A 21,202-nucleotide genomic window follows, 5' to 3' on the forward strand; every position below is an offset into this window, starting at 1 on the left:
GCTTAATTTTGCTCGTATTGTCCGTTAACAACCGTCGCTTTTACATTGAAGTCACGATCGAAAATGGTCAGGTTAGCTACCATTCCTTTTCGAACTCGGCCAAGACGCTCCTCAACACCGATTGCGGTTGCTGGGTAAAGCGTAGCCATTCGTAGAGCTTCTTCTAAAGCGATGCCTGCGTGCTCAACTGAATTCTGAACTGCTTCAATCATAGTCAGAGCTGAGCCGCCTAGTGTGCCATTTTCATCAACACACTTACCATCTCGGTAATATACTTTCTTACCGACAAAAATAAAGTGATCAATGTTAGCACCTGCTGGAGCTGTGGCATCCGTCACCAAAACAAGCTTTTCGCCTTTGATTTTATGAGCGATTCGGATGTTTGCGTAATCAACGTGGAAACCATCAGCGATGATACCAGCGTAGACTTCAGGGGTGTCATAAATCGCACCAACTACACCTGGTTCACGGCCAACCATCGGTGTCATCGCGTTGAATAGGTGAGTGGCGAATGTGATGCCTGCATCGAAACCTTGGCGAGCTTCTGCATAAGTTGCATTCGTGTGGCCGATAGAAACAACAATGCCAGCTGCTTTCAAGCGTGCAATGTGTTCAGGATCATTTTGTTCTGGTGCAAGCGTTACTTTCGCGATGATGTCTGCGTTAGCACAGATTAGATCGATCATACCGTCATCAGAAGGGCGGATGAAGTCAACGCTATGAATACCTTTTTTCGCTACGTTAAGGTACGGACCTTCAAGATGCAGACCTAGCGATTGGTTTTGGTATTTGTTGTGGTACTCGCGAGCAGCAGTGATAGCAGCACGCATATCTTCGTCTGAAGATGTGATTAGGGTAGGTAGGAAGCTTGTACAACCCGACTTTAGGTTAGCTTCATGCATGATCTGCATTGTTTCTGGTGTGATTTCGTCGTTAAGCATCACACCACCACAGCCATTTAGCTGTAGGTCGATAAAACCAGGGCTTAGATTAGCACCGTCCAGGTCTTTTACTTCAATACCTTCTGGTAGTTGAGTCACTGGTACAACTGATTGAATCTGGTCATTGTCGATGATGACAGCATGATCGGTAAGAACATCACTACCGGTATAGATTTTACAGTTACTTAGCGCGTACATAGTCAGCTAGTCCTTATAGATGAGAATTCATTTTCTGTCCCGTTATCTAACTGGTGACTCTATGAGTCAGGCTGGTACTTAGTTTGTATCACTGAATTAGATAACGAGTCACATACAGCAAGTCGCGTTTTATCGATGTCATTATCAGAGTAACTAACTGAAAAATAATAAATGAATTAGTTTTTATGATTGTTTTCCAGAGCGAAGTTACTGCGAATCATCTGTAGAGATACCAAAATAACACTGATTCTGTCTTGCATAAAGTACGAGAATCTTATCTCTAAAACGCCATTTTTTCGTATAATAAAATAAGTTTTATGATCTCGCTAGCAAAAACCTTCTGAATGACCAATTTCTGGTGATTATGATCACAAACAATGAGGTTTTAATTTGCGGAGCAAAATTAATATCATAAACTGATAGCGACTAAATTGAACGACTGAAATAAGTCATTCAACAAAACATAAAATCCTATAGGGGGAACTTAAGGTGAATATTCTTGGATACGCGCAGAAGTTAGGTAAAGCTCTTATGCTTCCTATCGCAACGCTTCCAGTTGCAGCGCTTTTACTACGTTTGGGTCAGCCTGACCTTTTAGATATTGCGTTTATGGCATCTGCTGGTAATGCAATCTTTAGTCAACTTCCACTACTATTCGGTCTAGGTATCGCGATTGGTCTTTCTAAAGACGGTCAAGGTGCTGCAGGTCTAGCTGGTGCAGTTGCTTACTTCGTTCTTACTGCGACAGCAGCAACGATCGATGCAAGCGTTAACATGTCATTCTTCGGCGGTATCATTGCAGGTATCATCGCTGGTCACTCTTACAACGCTTTCCACGCTACTCGTCTACCTGAGTGGTTGGCATTCTTCTCTGGCAAACGTCTAGTACCAATCATGGCGGGTCTATTCTCGCTAGTTGCTGGTGCAATTGCTGGTGTTGTATGGCCAACAATCCAAGGCGGTCTTGACGCGTTAGCGCACGCAGTTTCTACTTCTGGTGCTATCGGTCAATTCGTATACGGTACGCTTAACCGTGCACTAATCCCTGTAGGTCTACACCACGTACTAAACTCGTACTTCTGGTTCGGTATGGGTACGTGTCAAGAAGTTCTAGTATCTGGCGCAACAGCGGCGGGTCAAGCGCTTCCTGCTCTACAACAGCTTTGTGTTGACCCAGCTCTAGCTAAGACTCTTGTTGCTGGTCAAACTCACACATTCGAATTCGCTAACTCTGTAACTCCAGAAATCACAGCAACAGTTAAAGAAGTAACTGAAACTCTGAAATCTGGTGACCTACACCGCTTCTTCGGCGGCGATAAGAGCGCTGGTGTATTCATGAACGGTTTCTTCCCTGTAATGATGTTCGGTCTACCTGGTGCAGCACTTGCTATGTACCTAGCAGCTCCGGTTGAGAAGCGTAGCCAAGTTGGTGGTGCACTATTCTCAGTAGCATTCTGTTCATTCCTAACAGGTATCACTGAACCTCTAGAGTTCATGTTCGTGTTCCTAGCTCCTGCTCTATACGCTATCCACGCTGTATTTACAGGTCTATCTCTAGTACTTGCAAACATGCTTGGCACGCTACACGGCTTTGGTTTCTCTGCAGGTCTAATCGACTTCGTACTGAACTACGGTCTAGCAACTAAGCCTCTAGTACTACTTGCTCTAGGTTTGGCTTTCGGTGCTCTATACTTCTTCACATTCAGCTTCGCAATCCGCGCTTTCAACCTGAAATCGCCTGGTCGTGAAGATGACGAAGATGAAACATCTGCAGCTCCTGCTGGTGATGCAGCAAAAGGTGACCTAGCTCGTCAATACCTAAAAGCGCTAGGTGGTCACGACAACCTAACTTCAATCGACGCGTGTATCACTCGTCTACGTCTAACACTTAAGGATCGTTCTGTTGCAGACGAAGCAGTACTTAAGAAATTAGGCGCGAAAGGTGTTGTTAAGCTAGGCGAAAACAACCTTCAAGTTATCCTTGGTCCTCTTGCAGAAATCGTTGCTGGTGAAATGAAAGCAATCGGTGCAGGTGAAGACCTATCAGATGTAAAACTTCCTTAATTACATCTTAATGACTCTCTATAAAGACCTCCTTCGGGAGGTCTTTTTTTGTTTATACGGATTTAATATGCTGCGCTTTCAAGCGAAGAACAGAAATATTCCCGTTTTAACGACGGTTCTTGTTGTCTAATCGCTAAGAATTGTGGATCATTAGGAACAATGCACTCTGTAAACCGAGTAAGGCTACGGAGTACTGTTTTCTCTGACAATACTAATATTTTTGAGGTGCTATAGATGAGTGAAGCTGATGCTCGTCCATCAAACTTTATTCGCCAGATCATTGATAAAGATCTAGCGGATGGTAAACACACTAGCGTGCATACTCGATTCCCGCCGGAGCCAAATGGCTACCTGCATATCGGTCATGCTAAGTCTATCTGTTTGAACTTCGGTATTGCTCAGGACTACCAGGGTCAATGTAACTTACGTTTCGACGATACAAACCCTGAAAAAGAAGACATCGAATACGTTGAGTCTATCAAGAAAGATGTAAACTGGTTGGGCTTCGAGTGGGATGGTGAAGTATGTTACTCATCAAACTACTTCGACAAGCTTTACGAATATGCAATTGAATTGATTAATAAAGGCTTAGCGTACGTTGATGAGCTAAGTCCTGAGCAGATTCGTGAATACCGCGGTACGCTAACGGCTCCGGGTAAACCAAGCCCATACCGTGATCGTCCAATCGAAGAAAACCTAGCGCTATTTGAAAAAATGCGCGCAGGTGAGTTCGAAGAAGGTAAAGCGTGTTTACGTGCGAAGATCGACATGGGTTCTTCATTCATGGTAATGCGTGACCCAGTTATTTACCGTGTACGTTTCGCGACTCACCACCAGACTGGTGATAAGTGGTGCATTTACCCAATGTATGACTTCACGCACTGTATCTCTGATGCGCTAGAGGGCATTACGCACTCTATCTGTACTCTAGAGTTCATGGACAACCGTCGTCTGTACGACTGGGTTCTAGACAACATCACGATTGATTGTCGTCCACACCAGTACGAATTCAGCCGCCTAAATCTTGAATACACAGTGATGTCTAAGCGTAAGCTAAACCAACTAGTGACTGAGAAATTGGTTGATGGTTGGGACGACCCACGTATGCCTACAGTGTCTGGTCTGCGTCGTCGTGGCTTCACATCAGCATCTATTCGTGAATTCTGTAAGCGCATTGGCGTAACGAAGCAAGAGAACATGATTGAGTTCGGTTCACTAGAATCTTGTATTCGTGACGATCTAAATGAAAACGCACCACGTGCGATGGCTGTTCTAGATCCAGTTAAGATCGTTATCGAGAACTTCGAAGCAGGCGCGGTAGAGACGCTGACTGTTGCTAACCATCCAAACAAACCTGAGATGGGTGAGCGTGAAGTGCCATTCACTCGTGAAGTTTGGATCGAGCGTGAAGACTTCCGCGAAGAAGCGAACAAGAAGTACAAGCGCCTGGTTCTAGGTAAAGAAGTACGTCTACGTGGCGCATACGTGATCAAAGCTGAGCGCATCGAAAAAGACGCAGAAGGCAACATCACAACAATCTTCTGTACTTACGATGCTGAAACGCTAGGTAAGAACCCTGCAGATGGCCGTAAAGTGAAAGGCGTAATTCACTGGGTATCAGCAGACAAAGCATTGCCTGCAGAAATCCGCATGTACGATCGTTTGTTCACAGTACCAAACCCAGCGGCTGCGGATGACTTTGCTGCGACAATCAACCCAGAATCACTAGTGGTTCTAAACGGTTTTGTTGAGCCAAGCCTAGTAAACGCAGAAGCGGAAACAGGTTATCAGTTTGAGCGTATGGGTTACTTCTGTGCAGATTCAAAAGACTCTTCAGCAGAGAACCTAGTATTCAACCGTACGGTTGGTCTACGTGATACTTGGGCGAAAATCGAGAACCAATAATCTCAATCCTTCGCTAATAAAAATGCCAGCATCATTGCTGGCATTTTTGTTTGTTATTCCAATCTAGTTGGTTTTGATGTCGTGACGCTGCCTGTTTTTGAGTCATACCATATGACGAAGCTAGAGTTATCAGGATTGCGATCGTAACCTTTTTTAGTAAAGGTATAATAACAAACAGATTGGTGGGATTCTTTGTCTTGGACTCGTCGGGTAATAAAATCAAACCTATCGTTCGCGTTACGATTATTTGATAGAGAGTATTCATTGCCGAGTAAAGCTTGCCACACGGCAATACAACCAGCATTCCCTTGTCCTATGTTATACGGGTTGCCAATCACGCCATTTCTGTTGCCCTTGTTAGTGCCAAGCGGAAAGCCAAACTCATTTACATCCAGTTCGCCACCACCATATCCATCGATATCTGTTTGAGCTTCCTGTGTTCCACCATTGACTAACCATTGGCTTTGGGTAAATCGCACGCCTGTTTCGAATTGGTCAGCGATGGATTCCATTTTTGCTTGATACGCATCGTCTTGGAGGTTTAAAAAACGAGGAGCTGCAACAACAGCTAGGATGCCGAGAATGACGATCGCAATGATAAGTTCTAGTAGGGTAAAGCCTTGAGGATTCCTTCTCTTCATTGCTCTTCTCCATAAAAAACGTCAGCCTTAGCTGACGTTTTACTATGTTTATCAATAAAAAGAAATACTTCTTATTTTACTGGTTTGTGTGCGTCTGGATTATCTTTGCAAGAACCGTCGCTGCATTTGCCGTATAGGTATAAGCTGTGGTTAGTCAACGTCACGTTGTACTTAGCGGCGATTTCTTTTTGACGTTGCTCAATAACATCGTCAGAAAATTCAATAACTTCACCACAATCCAGACAAACAAGGTGGTCGTGGTGGTGTTGCGTTGATAATTCAAAAACTGATTTGCCGCCCTCAAAGTGGTGACGAGTTACAATACCAGCATCATCGAATTGGTTGAGTACACGATAAACGGTTGCAAGACCAATCTCTTCACCGAGATCAATCAGCTTTTTGTACAAATCTTCAGCACTGATGTGCTGGCAGTCTGGCTGCTGAAGTACTTCTAGAATTTTTAGCCTCGGAAGGGTTACTTTTAAGCCCGCATCCTTCAGCGCCTGATTATTGTCTGACATATACTTTCCCGTTGGATCATCTGCAGCGATTTAACAGAATTCAATATTCCTACCATTATAGGCGAAGCGTTCGAAACATTAAACCACGAACTTCAAAGGGTTAATAGATTCTTTTTGTAAATTAGAAACAGGTCGATTATATTACAGATCAGACCAGTTACAAATTGATAACATCAGAATCGCAAAGACATGGAAAGTTATGAATAAGCGACTTGCTAAGATATATAAACCGGGAATTGTGAAATTTGCGCTCAATATTTGGCCGCCATTTTGGGGGGCGGGTATTAAAATCTTACATATTTCTGAAGACTTTCGAACGGTTAAAGTACGTTTGAAGTTGAGATGGTGGAATAAAAACGCCAATCGCACTCAATATGGAGGGAGCATTTTTTCCCTGACGGATCCTATCTACTCGCTGATGCTCATGGGTATTCTACGTGAAGAATATTATGTATGGGACAAAGAGGCGAGCATCAACTTTATCAAGCCAGGACAAAGTGATTTGTTTGCTGAATTTGAGGTGACGGAAGGAATGCTGGACGACATCTATCAGATGACGCGCAATGGAGAAAAATGTTTCCCTGAGTTTATTACCCACGTCAAAGATAAGGAAGGCAATGTGGTCTCTGAAGTTCAGCGCAAATTGTATGTACGCAAGAAACCACAATTCCGCGAAGAAGAAATTGCTACTGAGGTATCTTGATTACCGCATACAAAAAGACCTCCAGAGTGGAGGTCTTTTTAATGAATGCTTTTAATTAGCCTTCAAGCTCAGCTAGGCACATCTCTTCGTAGATTTGCTTAACCCAGTTTTCAACACGTTCATCAGTAAGTTCTGGTTGACGGTCTTCATCGATACATAGACCTACAAACTGGCTATCATCACCTTCTACAAGTGCTTTAGATGCTTCGAACTCGTAACCTTCAGTTGAAGTGTGACCCAGAATAGTACCACCTTTCGCTTCAACGATATCACGTACTGTACCCATTGCATCACAGAAGTACTCTGCGTAATCTTCTTGGTCACCACAACCGAAGATAGCAACTAGCTTTGTCGAGAAGTCGATTTGCTCAAGTTCAGGGAAGAAGTCATCCCAGTCACATTGTGCTTCGCCGTAGTACCAAGTCGGAATACCTAGAAGCAGAAGATCAAAGTTATCAATGTCTTCTTTGCTGCTTTTTGCGATGTCTTGAACGTGAACTAGTTGTTTACCTAGTTGCTTTTGAATCATCTTTGCAACGGCTTCAGTATTACCTGTGTCGCTACCGAAGAAGATACCTACACTTGCCATAGAGTCTATACCTTTACATTGTTTGTTACTGGCTATGGGATAGAGAGCTTAACCGAGCCCTGTGCCTTCCCAACTGAGCTGAATCAGACCTTTCGCAATGAAGCCAGCGCAGCCAAGGAAAAGAACCAACCACACAATACGACGACCGAAAACAGGTACGTTACCTTGTTTTAGTACATCTTTTATTGCCATCCCGATGAAAAAGAAGATAGCAGCAAAAAGAAGATCGAGCCCGATCGACTCGAGCATGTCCATATAGTCGTATAGCATTGTCGTCCTTCATGCCAAAAATTCTTGGGCGCACTATACCACTGTTAAACCGTAAAGTTAATGCACAACAAGAAGGGTTATTTCAATAATCTGGCGTTGTTTTCCGAATTTGTTAACTGGAAATATATTTCCTGATCACCCGCATAACTTCTGCTGGTTTTTCTGCATGTAACCAGTGTCCTGTGTTAGCAATAATGTGCGCTTTTGCATTGTTAAACTGACGCTTAACTGCAGGCTGGTGCTCTGGCATCAAGTAGTCGGAATCGCCGCCTTTAACAAATAGAGTTGGAATGTCGGTGGGTGCGATGTCGTTCCAACCGATGATGTTGTCGTAGTTGTTCAGTAAGCCCGTGACGTTAAAACGCCAATCCATTTTGTTCCCGTTTTTATATAGGGACTTTGACAAGAATTGTCTGACTCCATCCATCTCGATGTGTTGAGCGAGAATATCCATAGTTTGTTGTCGATTGGCTGGTTGTTCCTCGATTACTGCTCGCAAGCCATTAAATACATTGTCATGACGGTTGGTTTGATAAGCCACAGGAGCCATGTCTAATACAATCAGCTGTTTGACGAATTCAGGTGCGACATCTGCGAGTTTCATCGCTACTTTGCCACCCATTGAGTGACCAATAACTAACGCTGGCTCGATGTTTAAATGGTGAAGTAAATCAGCAACATCTTGTGCCATCACTTCGTAATTGTGTGTATCTGAATGGAAAGAAAGACCATGATTTCGGAGATCAATGCTGATCACTGAGTGATCTTGAACGAGATCGCGAGCCAGTAAACCTAGATTACTGAAACTGCCAAATAATCCATGAATCAAAACAACCGTTTGGCCTTGCCCTTCCTGCTTATAGTTGAGTAATGCTGACATTTTATCTTATTCGTGATGGGTTTAACGTGGAGTATCCGCGAGGATCTCGTTATAATCCCCCAGAGTTTAAACATTGAGAATGTGAAAAGCGAATGAAAACAATTGAGGTTGATGAGGATCTATACCGTTACATTGCAGGTCAAACCAAGCATATCGGTGAAAGTGCCTCGGATATTTTACGACGCCTTTTGAACCTTGATGGTCAGTTGCAGGAAGCAGTCGTTGCACCTGTAGTAGAAAAGCCACAAGGGATTGTAGTAAGTAAAGATGCAGGTAAAGCAGAATCAGTAGATACCGTAAAAGAGATGCGTTCTCTACTTATCTCTGATGAGTTTGCTGGTCTTAAGAAAGCGATTGATCGCTTCATGTTGGTACTATCAACCTTACACAAACTAAATCCAGAGAGTTTCTCCCAAGCGACAAAAGTGAAGGGACGCAAACGTGTTTACTTTGCTGATAACGAAGAGACTCTACTAGCAAATGGTAACACTACCAAACCTAAAGCAATTCCTGGTACGCCATTTTGGGTAATCACTAACAACAACACCAGTCGTAAACGACAAATGGTGGAGCAGGTGATGACGCACATGGAATTCCAGCCTGACTTAATAGAGAAAGTAACAGGTTCAATCTAAGAAACCTGATAGAAGCCTCATAATGTGTAGCGTGTAGCGGATATTATGAGGCTTTTTTGATTTTATTTGTATTTAAAGAAAGGATGTCAAACATGGCTATGCACCCTCGTGCTGGGCAAAAAGCGCAGCAGGAAGATCTTCACAATATCCCAGCACTCGTTGCTAATTACTTCTTACTTCAGCCAGATGCAACTAATGCAGAACATAAAGTTCAATTTGGTACTTCTGGTCATCGCGGTACTGCAGACAAACACACTTTTAACGAAAACCACATCTTAGCGATTGCTCAAGCGGTAGCGGAAGTTCGTGCAGAACAAGGCACAACGGGTCCATTGTTTGTGGGTAAAGACACTCACGCGCTTTCTGAGCCTGCTTTTTCAAGTGTGGTTGAAGTATTGATTGCAAACGGTGTACAAGTGATTGTGCAGCAAGACAACGGCTACACACCAACGCCGGGTATTTCTCATGCGATCCTGACTTACAACATCAAGCACGATGATAAGGCAGATGGCATAGTGATCACACCATCTCACAACCCACCACAAGACGGCGGTATCAAATACAATCCGACTCACGGTGGTCCTGCAGAAGCTGAACTGACTCAAGCGATCGAAGATCGTGCAAATGCGCTAATTGCCGAAGGTCTACAAGGTGTTAAACGCTTACCTCTAGCAGAAGCAAAAGCATCGGATCTGTTTGTAGAGATGGACTTGGTGAAACCGTACATCGATGACCTAGTTAATGTTATCGATATGGAAGCAATCCAAAAAGCAAACTTGAAAATTGGTGTTGATCCATTGGGTGGTAGCGGTATTGATTACTGGCGTCAAATTGGTCAGGTGTACAACCTAGACCTAACGCTAGTAAGTGAAGCGATTGATCCTTCTTTCCAATTCATGTCTCTCGATAAAGATGGCGTTGTACGTATGGATTGTTCTTCTCCTTACGCAATGGCTGGTCTATTGGCATTGAAAGATGAATATGATTTAGCTTTTGGTAATGACCCTGACTACGACCGTCACGGTATCGTTACGCCAAAAGGTTTGATGAACCCGAACCACTTCTTAGCGGTTTGTATTGACTACCTATACCGTCATCGCGATGCGTGGGGCAAAGATGTTGCTGTTGGTAAAACGCTAGTATCAAGTGCTCTTATTGACCGTGTTGTGGCTGATTTAGGTCGTGAACTGTGCGAAGTACCAGTCGGTTTCAAATGGTTTGTTGATGGTCTATACACTGGTAAGTTCGGCTTCGGCGGTGAAGAAAGTGCTGGTGCGTCTTTCCTTCGTAAAGATGGTACGCCTTGGTCAACAGACAAAGATGGCATCTTGTTATGTCTTCTAGCGGCAGAGATCACTGCGGTAACGGGTAAGAACCCGCAAGATTACTATGAGGAGCTAGCTGCGAAGCATGGTGAGTCTAAGTACAACCGTATTCAAGCTGTAGCGAATGGTCCGCAAAAAGACGTACTGAAGAAGCTTTCACCTGAAATGGTAGCGGCTGAAACACTAGCAGGCGATGCAATCACTGCTCGTCTAACGCACGCTCCTGGTAACGGCGCTGCAATTGGTGGTCTTAAAGTCACGACCGCTAATGGTTGGTTCGCAGCTCGTCCATCAGGCACTGAAGACATCTACAAAATTTACTGTGAAAGCTTCAAAGGTGAAGAGCACCTAAAACAAATCGAAGCTGAAGCACAAGAAATCGTTAATCAAGTATTTGCAGCCGCTGGTTTGTAACTTAAGCGATTATTGTTTGAAAGGGTCGACTTTGTGTCGACCCTTTTTTGTTTGTGAAGAGGTAATGCTTCGCTTCAAGATTCGAAGGAGTCTCGCTTGGAGAGGCGAGCAAAAAGACAGGGAGCCCAACTCGTTCGTTTCTCCCTTGTGAAGGTGATGAACTGGATATACTGGACCTCGGCAGCGTCATTCTCGAAAGCGGCGAAAGGTTGTGGTCGAGAATCTTTCTTATAACCGGAAATGTCAAGATTAGCTCGTTGAAAGAACTTGTCCCTAAAAAGACAAAATAAAATGTCTTTCGTTTTTAATTGGGCCACGTATCCGGTACAACAAACCAAAACTGACCGTCCTTTGTCTGCGCGTGAACAAACCTATCAGATGGTTTGTCGATTGGATCCAAGAATTCCTCATTACCAGTTGCCCAGAGCGGTTTAGGAAGTGCGTAAAGTGGCTGTTTAATTTGTTCCCATTGGCTTTGATAACACCAGAAACCAGATATTTGTATAGGGTCTAATTCATAACCTAAACAGGTTGTAGGGATAGGCTCTTTTGAAAAAGGGTTTACGTACAGACGTCCCTGCATTAGTAAATGTTCACTCGGTTCACTGTTTAGCAGTAGTTGCTGACGAAACTCTTCCCTTTGGCTCATTTTTAGCTGGTGGTTGAGCATGCGTTCGAGCTTTTTGTGCAGTTGGTCGTGAGCATTCGGTCCATACCAAACGCCTTGATGAAGTAAGTAGAATTTAATTGCGACTTCCCAATGCTCATGTTGATTACTTTCTACGTCTTTTAAGATCAGATCGACAGCACCAATGGTTCGCCCTGTGGCGTCATTTAATTGAATCTCTTCAGCAACCAGTTCATAACGAGGCGAACAGGTTAGCAACTTGGTGCAAAGGTACTGATACAGAAAACCAAGGCGAGGGTTTCCATCATATTTTTCATTGTCTGGCAGAGTCTGCGTCTGAATATCTTTGACAGTGACAAAAGGGGACTTAAGTTTGAAAAGTGGAGGGGTGTTAGCAATCCATTGTTGGAAACGTTGTAGTGAATTCATCCATTATCCTTGTTGTCACGGGTAAAGCCTTTCTATTGTATCTAAATTTGTTTGAGTTGGGGATGTCACAACTGGCATCTGGGTTGCGGTTCGATATACACTTTGCTCAAGCCACAAGTATTGGAAGTAATAATGAATAATTTACAGTTGGAAAAGATCCTCAACGAGAAATTGTCGCCGCAACTTATCAAAGACTACGCGCCAAATGGAATGCAAGTAGAAGGTAAATCAGAAATCAAACGTATCGTAACTGGTGTCACTGCTTCACAAGCCTTGATCAATAAAGCCATCGAGTTGGAAGCTGATGCTCTGCTTGTGCATCATGGGTACTTTTGGAAAGGTGAACCAGAGCCTATTCGTGGTATGAAAGGTAAGCGCATTCGTAGTTTGATTAAAAACGACATCAACCTTTACGGCTACCACTTACCGTTAGATATTCACCCAGAACTCGGCAATAACGCTGAGCTTGCTCGTTTGTTGAATATCTCGGTTGAAGGTGGGTTAGAAGGTCACCCTCAGTCCGTGGCGATGTTTGGTCGTTTAAAACAAGCGATGACAGGTGCTGAGTTTGCGAACAAAATTAATCAAGTCCTAAACCGTGAACCTTTGCATATCGCACCTGAAAATGCAGACAAAATGATTGAGACCGTCGGTTGGTGTACTGGCGGTGGTCAAGATTTTATTGAGCTTGCCGCTCAGCACGGATTAGATGCGTTTATTTCGGGTGAGATCTCAGAGCGAACAACTTACACCGCTCGTGAGTTAGACATTCATTATTTCTCTGCGGGTCACCATGCTACAGAACGTTACGGTATTAAGGCGTTGGGTGAATGGTTGGCGCAAGAGCACGGGTTAGATGTCACGTTTATCGATATTGATAATCCAGTATAGACGGGACGGACTTCATCCTTCGTGATACGGGGACGCTCTGCTTTCTAAACAGAGAGAAAGAGCAGATCCCCAACTCACTTGTGCCTCGCTCATAAAGAAGACGAAAACTCTGAAGTCTTCACGACGTCATCTCCGATTGTGAGGTAGGAGCAACGTCAGGAATTTCTTGTGTAATAGCTGTAAGAGCGTAGAGAAATAGTCTCTCGATGCGACGCATTTCATAGAACGCTGCGTGTTCTCATCTCTTCAAATAAAGAAAGGGTTGACGCTTTCACGTCAACCCCAACTCTTATCCGATTATCGATTCTAACGGTTATTCACGCTCGTGCAGTGGAGAGAACTCACGCTGAGTTTCACCTGTGTATAGCTGACGAGGACGACCGATTCGGTTTAGTGGGTCGCTGTGCATTTCGTTCCAGTGAGCGATCCAACCGATAGTACGAGAAATCGCGAAGATTACCGTAAACATCGATACAGGAATGCCGATCGCTTTTAGAATGATACCTGAGTAGAAGTCTACGTTCGGGTAAAGCTTCTTAGACACGAAGTATTCGTCAGAAAGTGCAATACGCTCAAGCTCCATTGCTACGTCTAGTAGTGGATCTTTAATGTTTAGCTCTTTTAGAACTTCGTGACATGTTTCGCGCATAACTGTAGCACGTGGATCGTAGTTTTTGTAAACGCGGTGACCAAAGCCCATTAGACGGAACGGGTCATCTTTGTCTTTTGCACGCTCAACGTACTCAGGAATGTTCTCTACACTGCCGATCTCTTCAAGCATCTTCAGACATGCTTCGTTTGCACCACCGTGTGCAGGACCCCATAGAGAAGCAATACCTGCGGCAATACATGCGAATGGGTTCGCACCAGAAGAACCAGATAGACGAACGGTTGATGTTGATGCGTTTTGTTCGTGATCTGCGTGAAGCGTAAAGATTTTATCCATCGCACGAGCAACAACAGGGTTTACTTCGTATTCTTCACATGGGTTTGCGTACATCATGTGTAAGAAGTTTTCTGCGTAGCTTAGGTCGTTACGAGGGTAGATAAATGGCTGACCGATTGAGTACTTGTAACACATCGCCGCCAATGTTGGCATTTTCGATAGCAGACGGTACGCCGCAATTTCACGGTGTTCGTCGTTGTTGATATCTAGTGAATCGTGGTAGAAGGCCGCTAGTGCACCAACCACACCACACATTACTGCCATTGGGTGAGCGTCGCGACGGAAGCCATGGAAGAAGCTTGCGATTTGCTCGTGCACCATTGTATGGCGAGTAACCGTTGTTTTGAATTGCTCGTATTGCTCACGGGTAGGGGCTTCGCCATAAAGCAGGATGTAACATACTTCCAAGTAATCTGCGTTATTGGCTAATTGGTCAATTGGGTAACCGCGGTGCAAAAGAATACCTTTGCCGCCGTCGATGTACGTGATTGACGATTCACAAGATGCAGTGGCAAGAAAACCTGGGTCAAAAGTAAAGTAACCATTGGCTCCCAGTTTACGAACATCAATCACAGGTGTACCTAGCGTACCGTCCATAATTGGCAGTTCGATCGGCGCATGACCTTCAACATGAAGGGTAGCTTTCTTATCCGCCATAACAATCTCCTTTGTTTATTATTTAATCCGTCCAGGATGTTTATGTGCCATTTTTGTACTGTTGTTAAAGCTTAAAGTCAATTTTTCTCCATTTTTGTGTGCACTTGTTATGATTTTTCTCATGAAAATCGTTAAAAATCTGTTCTATGTAGCATAATTTGTTACATCAATTGTATTAGAATGTTGCTAGCCGTATATTGGCACAGAAAATTTTAGTTAAATCCTTATAAATTCGGGGCTAGAAACAAAAGTGAGGTTTGTTTGTGGACTCCGGTTGTTAACAAAGTGTTTACAATTATCTCCGAGCTTATTGCGAGTATTTGTTAATCAAATGTTAACTTTTGTACGTTTGGAAGCTGAAATTGGTTATAACAATAAATGCTCAATGGAGCTGAGTGAGCAAGCCCGTGAAAGAAAGAAAGTCAAGACCTGTTAATTTAGATTTACAGACCATCCGCTTTCCCATCACAGCAATCGCGTCAATCCTACACCGTGTATCTGGTGTGATTACGTTTGTTGCGGTGGGTATATTACTTTGGTTACTGTCCATTTCTCTGTCGTCCCCGATGGGTTTTATGGAAGCCGCTGACATTGTCGATAGCTTCTTCGTGAAATTCATTCTATGGGGCATTCTAACTGCACTTGCCTACCACATTGCTGGTGGTGTTCGTCACTTATTGATGGACCTAGGTCATTTCGAAGAACTCGATTCAGGCGCGATGAGCGCTAAAGTCGCATTTGGTGCAACTGCAGTGTTATCACTACTGGCGGGGATCTTGGTATGGTAAAACACGTTTCTTCATTTGGTCGTAATGGTGTTCACGATTTCTTATTGATTCGTGCTTCAGCCATCATTATGACGCTATACACGATTTATCTAGTGAGCTTCTGTGCTTTCTCAGATATCTCTTACGCATCTTGGACCCAATTCTTTGGTGGTACTTTCACCAAAGTTTTCACCATGTTGGCACTTGTTTCTATTCTGATTCACGCGTGGATTGGTTTATGGCAAGTCTTAACCGATTACATTAAGTGCTCGAAACTTCGCGGTGCACTTCAACTTGGTGTTGTTGCCGTTCTGTTCGGCTATGTCTTCTCTGGTCTATTTATTCTGTGGGGTGCGTAAGTGTCTATTCCAGTTCGTGAGTTTGATGCCGTAGTAATCGGCGCTGGTGGTGCGGGCATGCGCGCTGCACTACAAATTTCGGAGCAAGGCTTATCATGTGCTTTGCTATCTAAAGTTTTCCCAACTCGTTCTCATACTGTATCCGCGCAGGGTGGTATTACAGTTGCGCTTGGTAACTCGCACAAGGACGATTGGCAATGGCATATGTACGATACGGTAAAAGGTTCTGATTACATCGGTGACCAAAATGCGATTGAGTACATGTGTAAAAATGGTCCTGAGTCAGTTATCGAACTAGAAAAAATGGGTCTTCCATTCTCTCGCTTTGATAACGGAACAATCTACCAACGTCCATTTGGTGGCCAGTCAAAAGAGTTTGGTGGTGAGCAAGCGGCTCGTACAGCAGCAGCGGCAGACCGTACTGGTCACGCACTTCTTCACACGCTCTACCAACAAAACGTAAAACACAAAACAACCATTTTCTCTGAATGGTACGCTCTAGATTTGGTGAAAAACCAAGACGGCGCGATCATGGGTTGTACGGCTATCTGTATGGAAACGGGTGAGATTTGTTACTTCAAATCGAAAGCAACCATCCTAGCAACAGGTGGTGCAGGCCGTATCTACGCGTCGACTACTAACGCGCACATCAATACTGGTGATGGTGTTGGTATGGCACTTCGCGCAGGCGTTCCAATGCAAGACATGGAAATGTGGCAGTTCCACCCAACGGGTATTGCTGGTGCAGGTGTTCTTGTTACAGAAGGTTGTCGTGGTGAAGGTGGTTACCTTCTAAATAAAGATGGCGAGCGCTTCATGGAGCGTTATGCGCCAAACGCGAAAGACCTTGCGGGTCGTGACGTAGTAGCTCGTTCTATGATGATTGAAATCCGTGAAGGTCGTGGTTGTGACGGTCCTTGGGGTCCACACATCAAGCTGAAATTGGATCACCTAGGTAAAGATGTTCTTGAGTCGCGTCTGCCTGGTATCTGTGAGCTTTCGCGTACATTCGCGCACGTTGATCCAGTTAAAGAGCCAATTCCAGTAATCCCAACTTGTCACTACATGATGGGTGGTGTTCCAACGCAAGTTTCAGGTCAAGCAATCAAACAGACTGCTGACGGTAATGATGTCGAAGTCCAAGGTCTATACGCTTGTGGTGAAATTGCTTCTGTATCGGTACACGGTGCAAACCGTCTGGGCGGCAACTCACTGCTTGATTTGGTGGTATTCGGTCGCGCAACAGGTCTACACCTTGGCGAAACACTGGCTGCACAAGCTGAAGCTCGTCCAGCAACAGAGTCTGACATCGAAGCTTCACTAGCGCGTACTATGCGTTGGGAGAACAGCACTGGTGGTGAAGACCCAGTTCAAATTCGTAAAGATCTACAATCTTGCATGCAAAACAGCTTCTCGGTATTCCGTGAAGGCGACGCAATGGCAACAGGTCTGGAAGAGTTGAAAGTGATTCGTGAGCGCCTAAAAGATGCACACCTAGCTGACAAGTCTTCTGAATTCAACACGCAACGTATTGAGTGTTTAGAGCTAGACAACTTGATGGAAACTGCATTCTCTACAGCAGTAGCGGCGAACTACCGTACTGAAAGCCGTGGCGCACATGCTCGCTTCGACTTCCCTGAGCGTGATGATGAAAATTGGCTATGCCACTCAATCTACAACCCGGAAACTGAAGCAATGACTAAGCGTGATGTGAATATGACGCCAACTCATCGTGAAGCTTTCCCTCCGAAAGTACGTACTTACTAAAGGGAGGATATGACTATGAAACTGAACTTCTCTTTATACCGTTACAACCCGGATGTAGACACAAAACCTTACATGAAAGACTACGTTCTTGAAGTGGAAGAAGGCTCAGACATGATGGTTCTGGACGCGCTGATTTTACTAAAAGAGCAAGATCCGAGCATTGCATTCCGTCGTTCATGTCGTGAAGGGGTATGTGGATCTGATGGTCTGAATATGAATGGTAAAAACGGTCTAGCGTGCATTACTCCGTTATCTGCGCTTCAAGGTGACAAGATTGTCATCCGACCGTTACCTGGCCTACCAGTAGTACGTGATCTTATCGTTGACATGACACAGTTCTACGATAACTATGCGAAAGTTAAGCCTTTCTTGATTGATGACGGTGCTCTACCACCATCGCGAGAGAACTTACAATCGCCAGATGAACGTGCGCATTTAGATGGATTGTATGAATGTATTATGTGTGCATGTTGTACAACTTCTTGTCCATCATTCTGGTGGAACCCAGATAAATTTATCGGCCCTGCTGGTCTCTTAGCGGCTTACCGTTGGCTAATTGATAGCCGAGATACAGCAACTGATGAACGTTTGTCCGATCTTGATGATGCATTTAGCGTTTTTCGTTGCCATGGCATCATGAATTGTGTAAGTGTTTGTCCTAAGGGGCTAAATCCTACGAAAGCCATCGGTCACATCAAGTCGATGCTGGTGAATCGTTCGATTTAATTAACAACAAAAATTGCCGACCCAAATGGGTCGGCTCTTAATAGCTCGGCGCAGACCGAAGCAAACGTGAAAACTACTGGTTAAGGGAAAATATGCACAACGGCGTGATGAAGGCATGGCTCGAGTCTTCACACTTGGCTGGCGCCAATGCAACGTATGTAGAGGACCTCTACGAACTGTATCTAAGTGATCCCGATCTGGTAAGTGAGGAGTGGAAACGCGTATTTGATGAGTTACCTAAAAACTCAGAAGAAGTGGCAGAACAGCCGCATTCGCGTGTCCGTGACTACTTCCGACGACTCGCTCAAGAAACAAAGCATTACAGTGTCCAAGTTAGTGATCCAGATGTCGACGCTAAGCAAGTAAAAGTTCTACAGCTTATCAACGCATACCGCTTCCGCGGTCATGAAGCTGCTGAGCTTGATCCTCTAGGTCTATGGCAACGTCCACCTGTGGCGGAGCTAGACCCTGCATTCCACAATCTCACCGAAGATGACTTCGAAGAAACTTTCAACGTAGGTTCTTTTGCTATTGGGCAAGAAACCATGCAGTTGAAAGACATCTACTCAGCTCTGAAGAAAACGTACTGTGGTTCTATTGGTGCTGAATACATGCACATGACAGACACAGAACAGAAGCGTTGGATTCAGCAACGTTTAGAGTCTGTGGTTGGTCAGCCATCTTTCGATAAAACTGAAAAACGTACATTCCTTGAGGAGCTAACTGCTGCTGAAGGTCTTGAGCGTTACTTGGGTGCTAAGTTCCCGGGCGCTAAACGTTTCTCTCTAGAAGGTGGTGATGCACTAATTCCGATGACAAAAGAGCTGATTCGTCATGCTGGTAAGAGCGGCATGCGTGAAGTGGTTATCGGTATGGCTCACCGTGGACGTTTGAACATGCTAGTCAACGTTCTAGGTAAGAAGCCACAAGATTTGTTTGACGAGTTTGCAGGCAAACATGACGAAACATGGGGTACGGGTGACGTTAAGTACCACCAAGGTTTCTCTGCAGACTTTGCAACGCCAGGTGGCGATGTCCACTTAGCGCTAGCATTTAACCCATCTCACCTTGAGATTGTAAACCCAGTAGTTATCGGTTCGGTTCGTGCGCGTCAAGATCGCCTTGGTGATTTTGATGGTAGCCGCGTGCTGCCAATCACTATTCACGGTGACTCAGCAATTGCAGGTCAGGGCGTGGTAGCAGAGACGTTTAACATGTCTCTAGCGCGTGGCTTCTGTGTCGGCGGTACGGTACGTATCGTTGTGAACAACCAAGTTGGTTTTACAACATCGAACCCTCGTGATACTCGCTCGACGATGTACTGTACTGATATTGCGAAGATGGTACAGGCTCCGATTTTCCACGTTAACGCTGACGACCCAGAAGCAGTTGCTTTTGTCACTCGTATTGCTCTGGATTACCGCAACGAGTTTAAGCGTGATGTTGTGATTGATTTGGTTTGTTACCGTCGTCATGGTCACAACGAAGCGGATGAGCCGAATGCGACTCAACCGTTGATGTACCAGAAAATCAAAAAGCACCCAACACCACGTAAGCTATACGCTGATGTACTGATCGATAAAAATGAATCAGACATTGAAGTTGCAACTCAGCTTGTGAATGAGTACCGCGACGCGCTTGATAAAGGTGAAGTTGTGGTGAAAGAGTGGCGTCCAATGGCTCTTCACTCTGTTGACTGGTCTCCGTACTTAGGTCACGACTGGGATGTTGAGTGGGATAACAAATTTGATTCAACTCGCTTGAAAGAGCTTGGTCAACGCCTAATTCAATACCCGGATAGCCATAAGCTACAAAGCCGTGTAAACAAGCTTTACAACGATCGTGCTGCAATGATCAGTGGTGAGAAGCCATTAGATTGGGGTATGGCAGAGACACTTGCGTACGCTACCTTAGTTGACGATGGCAAGCGTATTCGTATCTCTGGTCAGGACTCAGGTCGTGGTACTTTCTTCCATCGCCACTCTGTTTTGCATAACCAAAACGATGCGAGCACTTACATCCCGCTAGCGAATATTCATGACAAACAAGGTCCATTCCAAGTCTTTGACTCTGTATTGTCAGAAGAAGCGGTACTGGCGTTTGAGTACGGTTACGCAACGGCAGAGCCAAGCGGTTTGACCATTTGGGAAGCACAATTTGGTGATTTCGCAAACGGTGCGCAAGTGGTGATCGACCAGTTCATTTCGTCGGGTGAGCAAAAATGGGCTCGTCTATGTGGTCTGACGATGCTGTTGCCACACGGTTATGAAGGTCAAGGTCCTGAGCACTCGTCAGCGCGTTTAGAACGTTACCTACAATTGTGTGCTGAACAAAACATGCAGGTTGTAGTGCCATCTACACCAGCACAGGTTTACCACATGATCCGTCGTCAGGTGGTGCGTCCAATGCGTCGTCCACTGATTGTTATGTCACCTAAGTCGCTACTGCGTCATCCACTTTGTACATCGTCTTTGGAAGATCTTTCTGAAGGTACATTCCAGCCAGCGATTCCAGAAATCGATAATCTGGAACCAAGCAAAGTGAAACGTGTTGTGTTCTGTTCGGGTAAGGTTTATTTCGACCTTCTAGAACAGCGTCGCAATAACGAACAAGATGATGTTGCTATTGTGCGTATTGAGCAGCTATACCCCTTCCCGATGGAAGAAGTTCAAGCCGCTATTGAGCAATACACGAATGTTGAAGACTTTGTATGGTGTCAGGAAGAGCCTCAAAACCAGGGTGCTTGGTACTGTAGCCAACACAACTTCCGTGCTGCTATTCCAGCAGGCGCAGATCTTAAATACGCAGGTCGCCCAGCTTCTGCTTCGCCAGCAGTAGGCTACATGTCGGTGCACTTGAAACAACAAAAAGCGTTGGTTGAAGACGCTCTGAACGTGAACTCAAAAACTTCGAATTAAGAACTAGAAGTTAAAGGAAGAAACAGAT

Annotated in this window: 19 protein-coding genes; 11 read left to right on the plus strand and 8 right to left on the minus strand. The window is 44.7% G+C overall.

The window, feature by feature from the left end:
- Nucleotides 1-2 precede the first annotated feature (2 nt).
- Nucleotides 3-1,139: an N-acetylglucosamine-6-phosphate deacetylase gene (nagA, locus tag J4N44_RS04040; RefSeq protein ID WP_005446394.1), complete on the minus strand. Its 1,137-nt coding sequence runs from the start codon at nt 1,137-1,139 to the stop codon at nt 3-5.
- A 489-nt stretch (nt 1,140-1,628) separates the two neighbouring features.
- On the opposite strand from nagA, the gene nagE reads away from it, so the two are divergent.
- Complete coding sequence (gene nagE, locus J4N44_RS04045; protein WP_005446396.1) at nt 1,629-3,203, plus strand: N-acetylglucosamine-specific PTS transporter subunit IIBC; 1,575 nt, start codon at nt 1,629-1,631, stop codon at nt 3,201-3,203.
- A 234-nt stretch (nt 3,204-3,437) separates the two neighbouring features.
- A complete protein-coding gene (gene glnS / locus J4N44_RS04050) occupies nt 3,438-5,108 on the plus strand; it encodes a glutamine--tRNA ligase (RefSeq protein WP_005446398.1) in 1,671 nt (556 codons plus the stop codon).
- 53 nt (nt 5,109-5,161) lie between these two features.
- On the opposite strand, the gene J4N44_RS04055 is transcribed toward glnS, so the two are convergent.
- Together J4N44_RS04055 and fcrX are read right to left on the minus strand one after the other, a co-directional pair.
- Nucleotides 5,162-5,749 (minus strand): pilus assembly FimT family protein, encoded by a 588-nt coding sequence (locus tag J4N44_RS04055; protein ID WP_005446400.1) that lies wholly within the window; start codon nt 5,747-5,749, stop codon nt 5,162-5,164.
- Nucleotides 5,750-5,820: 71 nt separating this feature from the next.
- The gene (gene fcrX, locus J4N44_RS04060; RefSeq protein WP_005446402.1) at nt 5,821-6,270 is read right to left on the minus strand and encodes a ferric iron uptake transcriptional regulator FcrX; all 450 of its coding nucleotides are present in this window, start codon (nt 6,268-6,270) and stop codon (nt 5,821-5,823) included.
- Between the two features lie 199 nt (nt 6,271-6,469).
- On the opposite strand from fcrX, the gene J4N44_RS04065 reads away from it, so the two are divergent.
- Nucleotides 6,470-6,973: a DUF4442 domain-containing protein gene (locus J4N44_RS04065; protein WP_005446404.1), complete on the plus strand. Its 504-nt coding sequence runs from the start codon at nt 6,470-6,472 to the stop codon at nt 6,971-6,973.
- A gap of 55 nt (nt 6,974-7,028) precedes the next feature.
- Here the strand turns inward: J4N44_RS04065 and fldA are convergent, their stop codons facing one another.
- The 3 genes from fldA to J4N44_RS04080 all read right to left on the minus strand — a co-directional run bounded on the left by fldA (nt 7,029) and on the right by J4N44_RS04080 (nt 8,712).
- Entirely contained in the window at nt 7,029-7,562 is a 534-nt protein-coding gene (gene fldA / locus J4N44_RS04070; protein WP_005446405.1) for a flavodoxin FldA, read from the minus strand.
- A gap of 48 nt (nt 7,563-7,610) precedes the next feature.
- Nucleotides 7,611-7,832, minus strand: coding sequence for a DUF2788 domain-containing protein (locus tag J4N44_RS04075; RefSeq protein WP_005446406.1), 222 nt, complete (start codon nt 7,830-7,832; stop codon nt 7,611-7,613).
- Between the two features lie 112 nt (nt 7,833-7,944).
- Nucleotides 7,945-8,712: an alpha/beta fold hydrolase gene (locus tag J4N44_RS04080; RefSeq protein ID WP_009698588.1), complete on the minus strand. Its 768-nt coding sequence runs from the start codon at nt 8,710-8,712 to the stop codon at nt 7,945-7,947.
- A gap of 92 nt (nt 8,713-8,804) precedes the next feature.
- Here J4N44_RS04080 and seqA point away from each other — a divergent pair, with 92 nt between their 5' ends.
- Complete coding sequence (seqA, locus tag J4N44_RS04085) at nt 8,805-9,347, plus strand: replication initiation negative regulator SeqA (RefSeq protein ID WP_005446408.1); 543 nt, start codon at nt 8,805-8,807, stop codon at nt 9,345-9,347.
- A gap of 92 nt (nt 9,348-9,439) precedes the next feature.
- Entirely contained in the window at nt 9,440-11,086 is a 1,647-nt protein-coding gene (gene pgm, locus J4N44_RS04090; protein WP_005446413.1) for a phosphoglucomutase (alpha-D-glucose-1,6-bisphosphate-dependent), read from the plus strand.
- Between the two features lie 304 nt (nt 11,087-11,390).
- Here the strand turns inward: pgm and J4N44_RS04095 are convergent, their stop codons facing one another.
- Nucleotides 11,391-12,143 carry a DUF1853 family protein gene (locus J4N44_RS04095; RefSeq protein WP_252044864.1) on the minus strand — a complete coding sequence of 251 codons (753 nt, stop codon included), beginning with the start codon at nt 12,141-12,143 and terminating at the stop codon, nt 11,391-11,393.
- A gap of 132 nt (nt 12,144-12,275) precedes the next feature.
- On the opposite strand from J4N44_RS04095, the gene J4N44_RS04100 reads away from it, so the two are divergent.
- Nucleotides 12,276-13,034: a Nif3-like dinuclear metal center hexameric protein gene (locus tag J4N44_RS04100; RefSeq protein WP_005446417.1), complete on the plus strand. Its 759-nt coding sequence runs from the start codon at nt 12,276-12,278 to the stop codon at nt 13,032-13,034.
- Between the two features lie 313 nt (nt 13,035-13,347).
- Here J4N44_RS04100 and J4N44_RS04105 read toward each other — a convergent pair whose 3' ends face one another.
- Nucleotides 13,348-14,637 carry a citrate synthase gene (locus J4N44_RS04105; RefSeq protein ID WP_005446419.1) on the minus strand — a complete coding sequence of 430 codons (1,290 nt, stop codon included), beginning with the start codon at nt 14,635-14,637 and terminating at the stop codon, nt 13,348-13,350.
- A gap of 395 nt (nt 14,638-15,032) precedes the next feature.
- On the opposite strand from J4N44_RS04105, the gene sdhC reads away from it, so the two are divergent.
- From sdhC to sucA, 5 genes are all read left to right on the plus strand, one after another.
- The gene (gene sdhC / locus J4N44_RS04110) at nt 15,033-15,425 is read left to right on the plus strand and encodes a succinate dehydrogenase cytochrome b556 subunit (RefSeq protein WP_005446421.1); all 393 of its coding nucleotides are present in this window, start codon (nt 15,033-15,035) and stop codon (nt 15,423-15,425) included.
- Nucleotides 15,419-15,763, plus strand: coding sequence for a succinate dehydrogenase, hydrophobic membrane anchor protein (sdhD, locus tag J4N44_RS04115; protein ID WP_252044865.1), 345 nt, complete (start codon nt 15,419-15,421; stop codon nt 15,761-15,763). The genes sdhC and sdhD overlap by 7 nt, the downstream gene beginning before the upstream one ends.
- Nucleotides 15,764-17,530, plus strand: coding sequence for a succinate dehydrogenase flavoprotein subunit (gene sdhA, locus J4N44_RS04120; RefSeq protein ID WP_009698584.1), 1,767 nt, complete (start codon nt 15,764-15,766; stop codon nt 17,528-17,530).
- A gap of 15 nt (nt 17,531-17,545) precedes the next feature.
- Nucleotides 17,546-18,256: a succinate dehydrogenase iron-sulfur subunit gene (locus tag J4N44_RS04125; protein ID WP_005446424.1), complete on the plus strand. Its 711-nt coding sequence runs from the start codon at nt 17,546-17,548 to the stop codon at nt 18,254-18,256.
- A 92-nt stretch (nt 18,257-18,348) separates the two neighbouring features.
- Nucleotides 18,349-21,174 carry a 2-oxoglutarate dehydrogenase E1 component gene (gene sucA, locus J4N44_RS04130; RefSeq protein WP_009698583.1) on the plus strand — a complete coding sequence of 942 codons (2,826 nt, stop codon included), beginning with the start codon at nt 18,349-18,351 and terminating at the stop codon, nt 21,172-21,174.
- Nucleotides 21,175-21,202 lie beyond the last annotated feature (28 nt).

The organism is Vibrio sp. SCSIO 43155 (genome assembly GCF_023716605.1).
Lineage (GTDB): Bacteria > Pseudomonadota > Gammaproteobacteria > Enterobacterales > Vibrionaceae > Vibrio > Vibrio harveyi.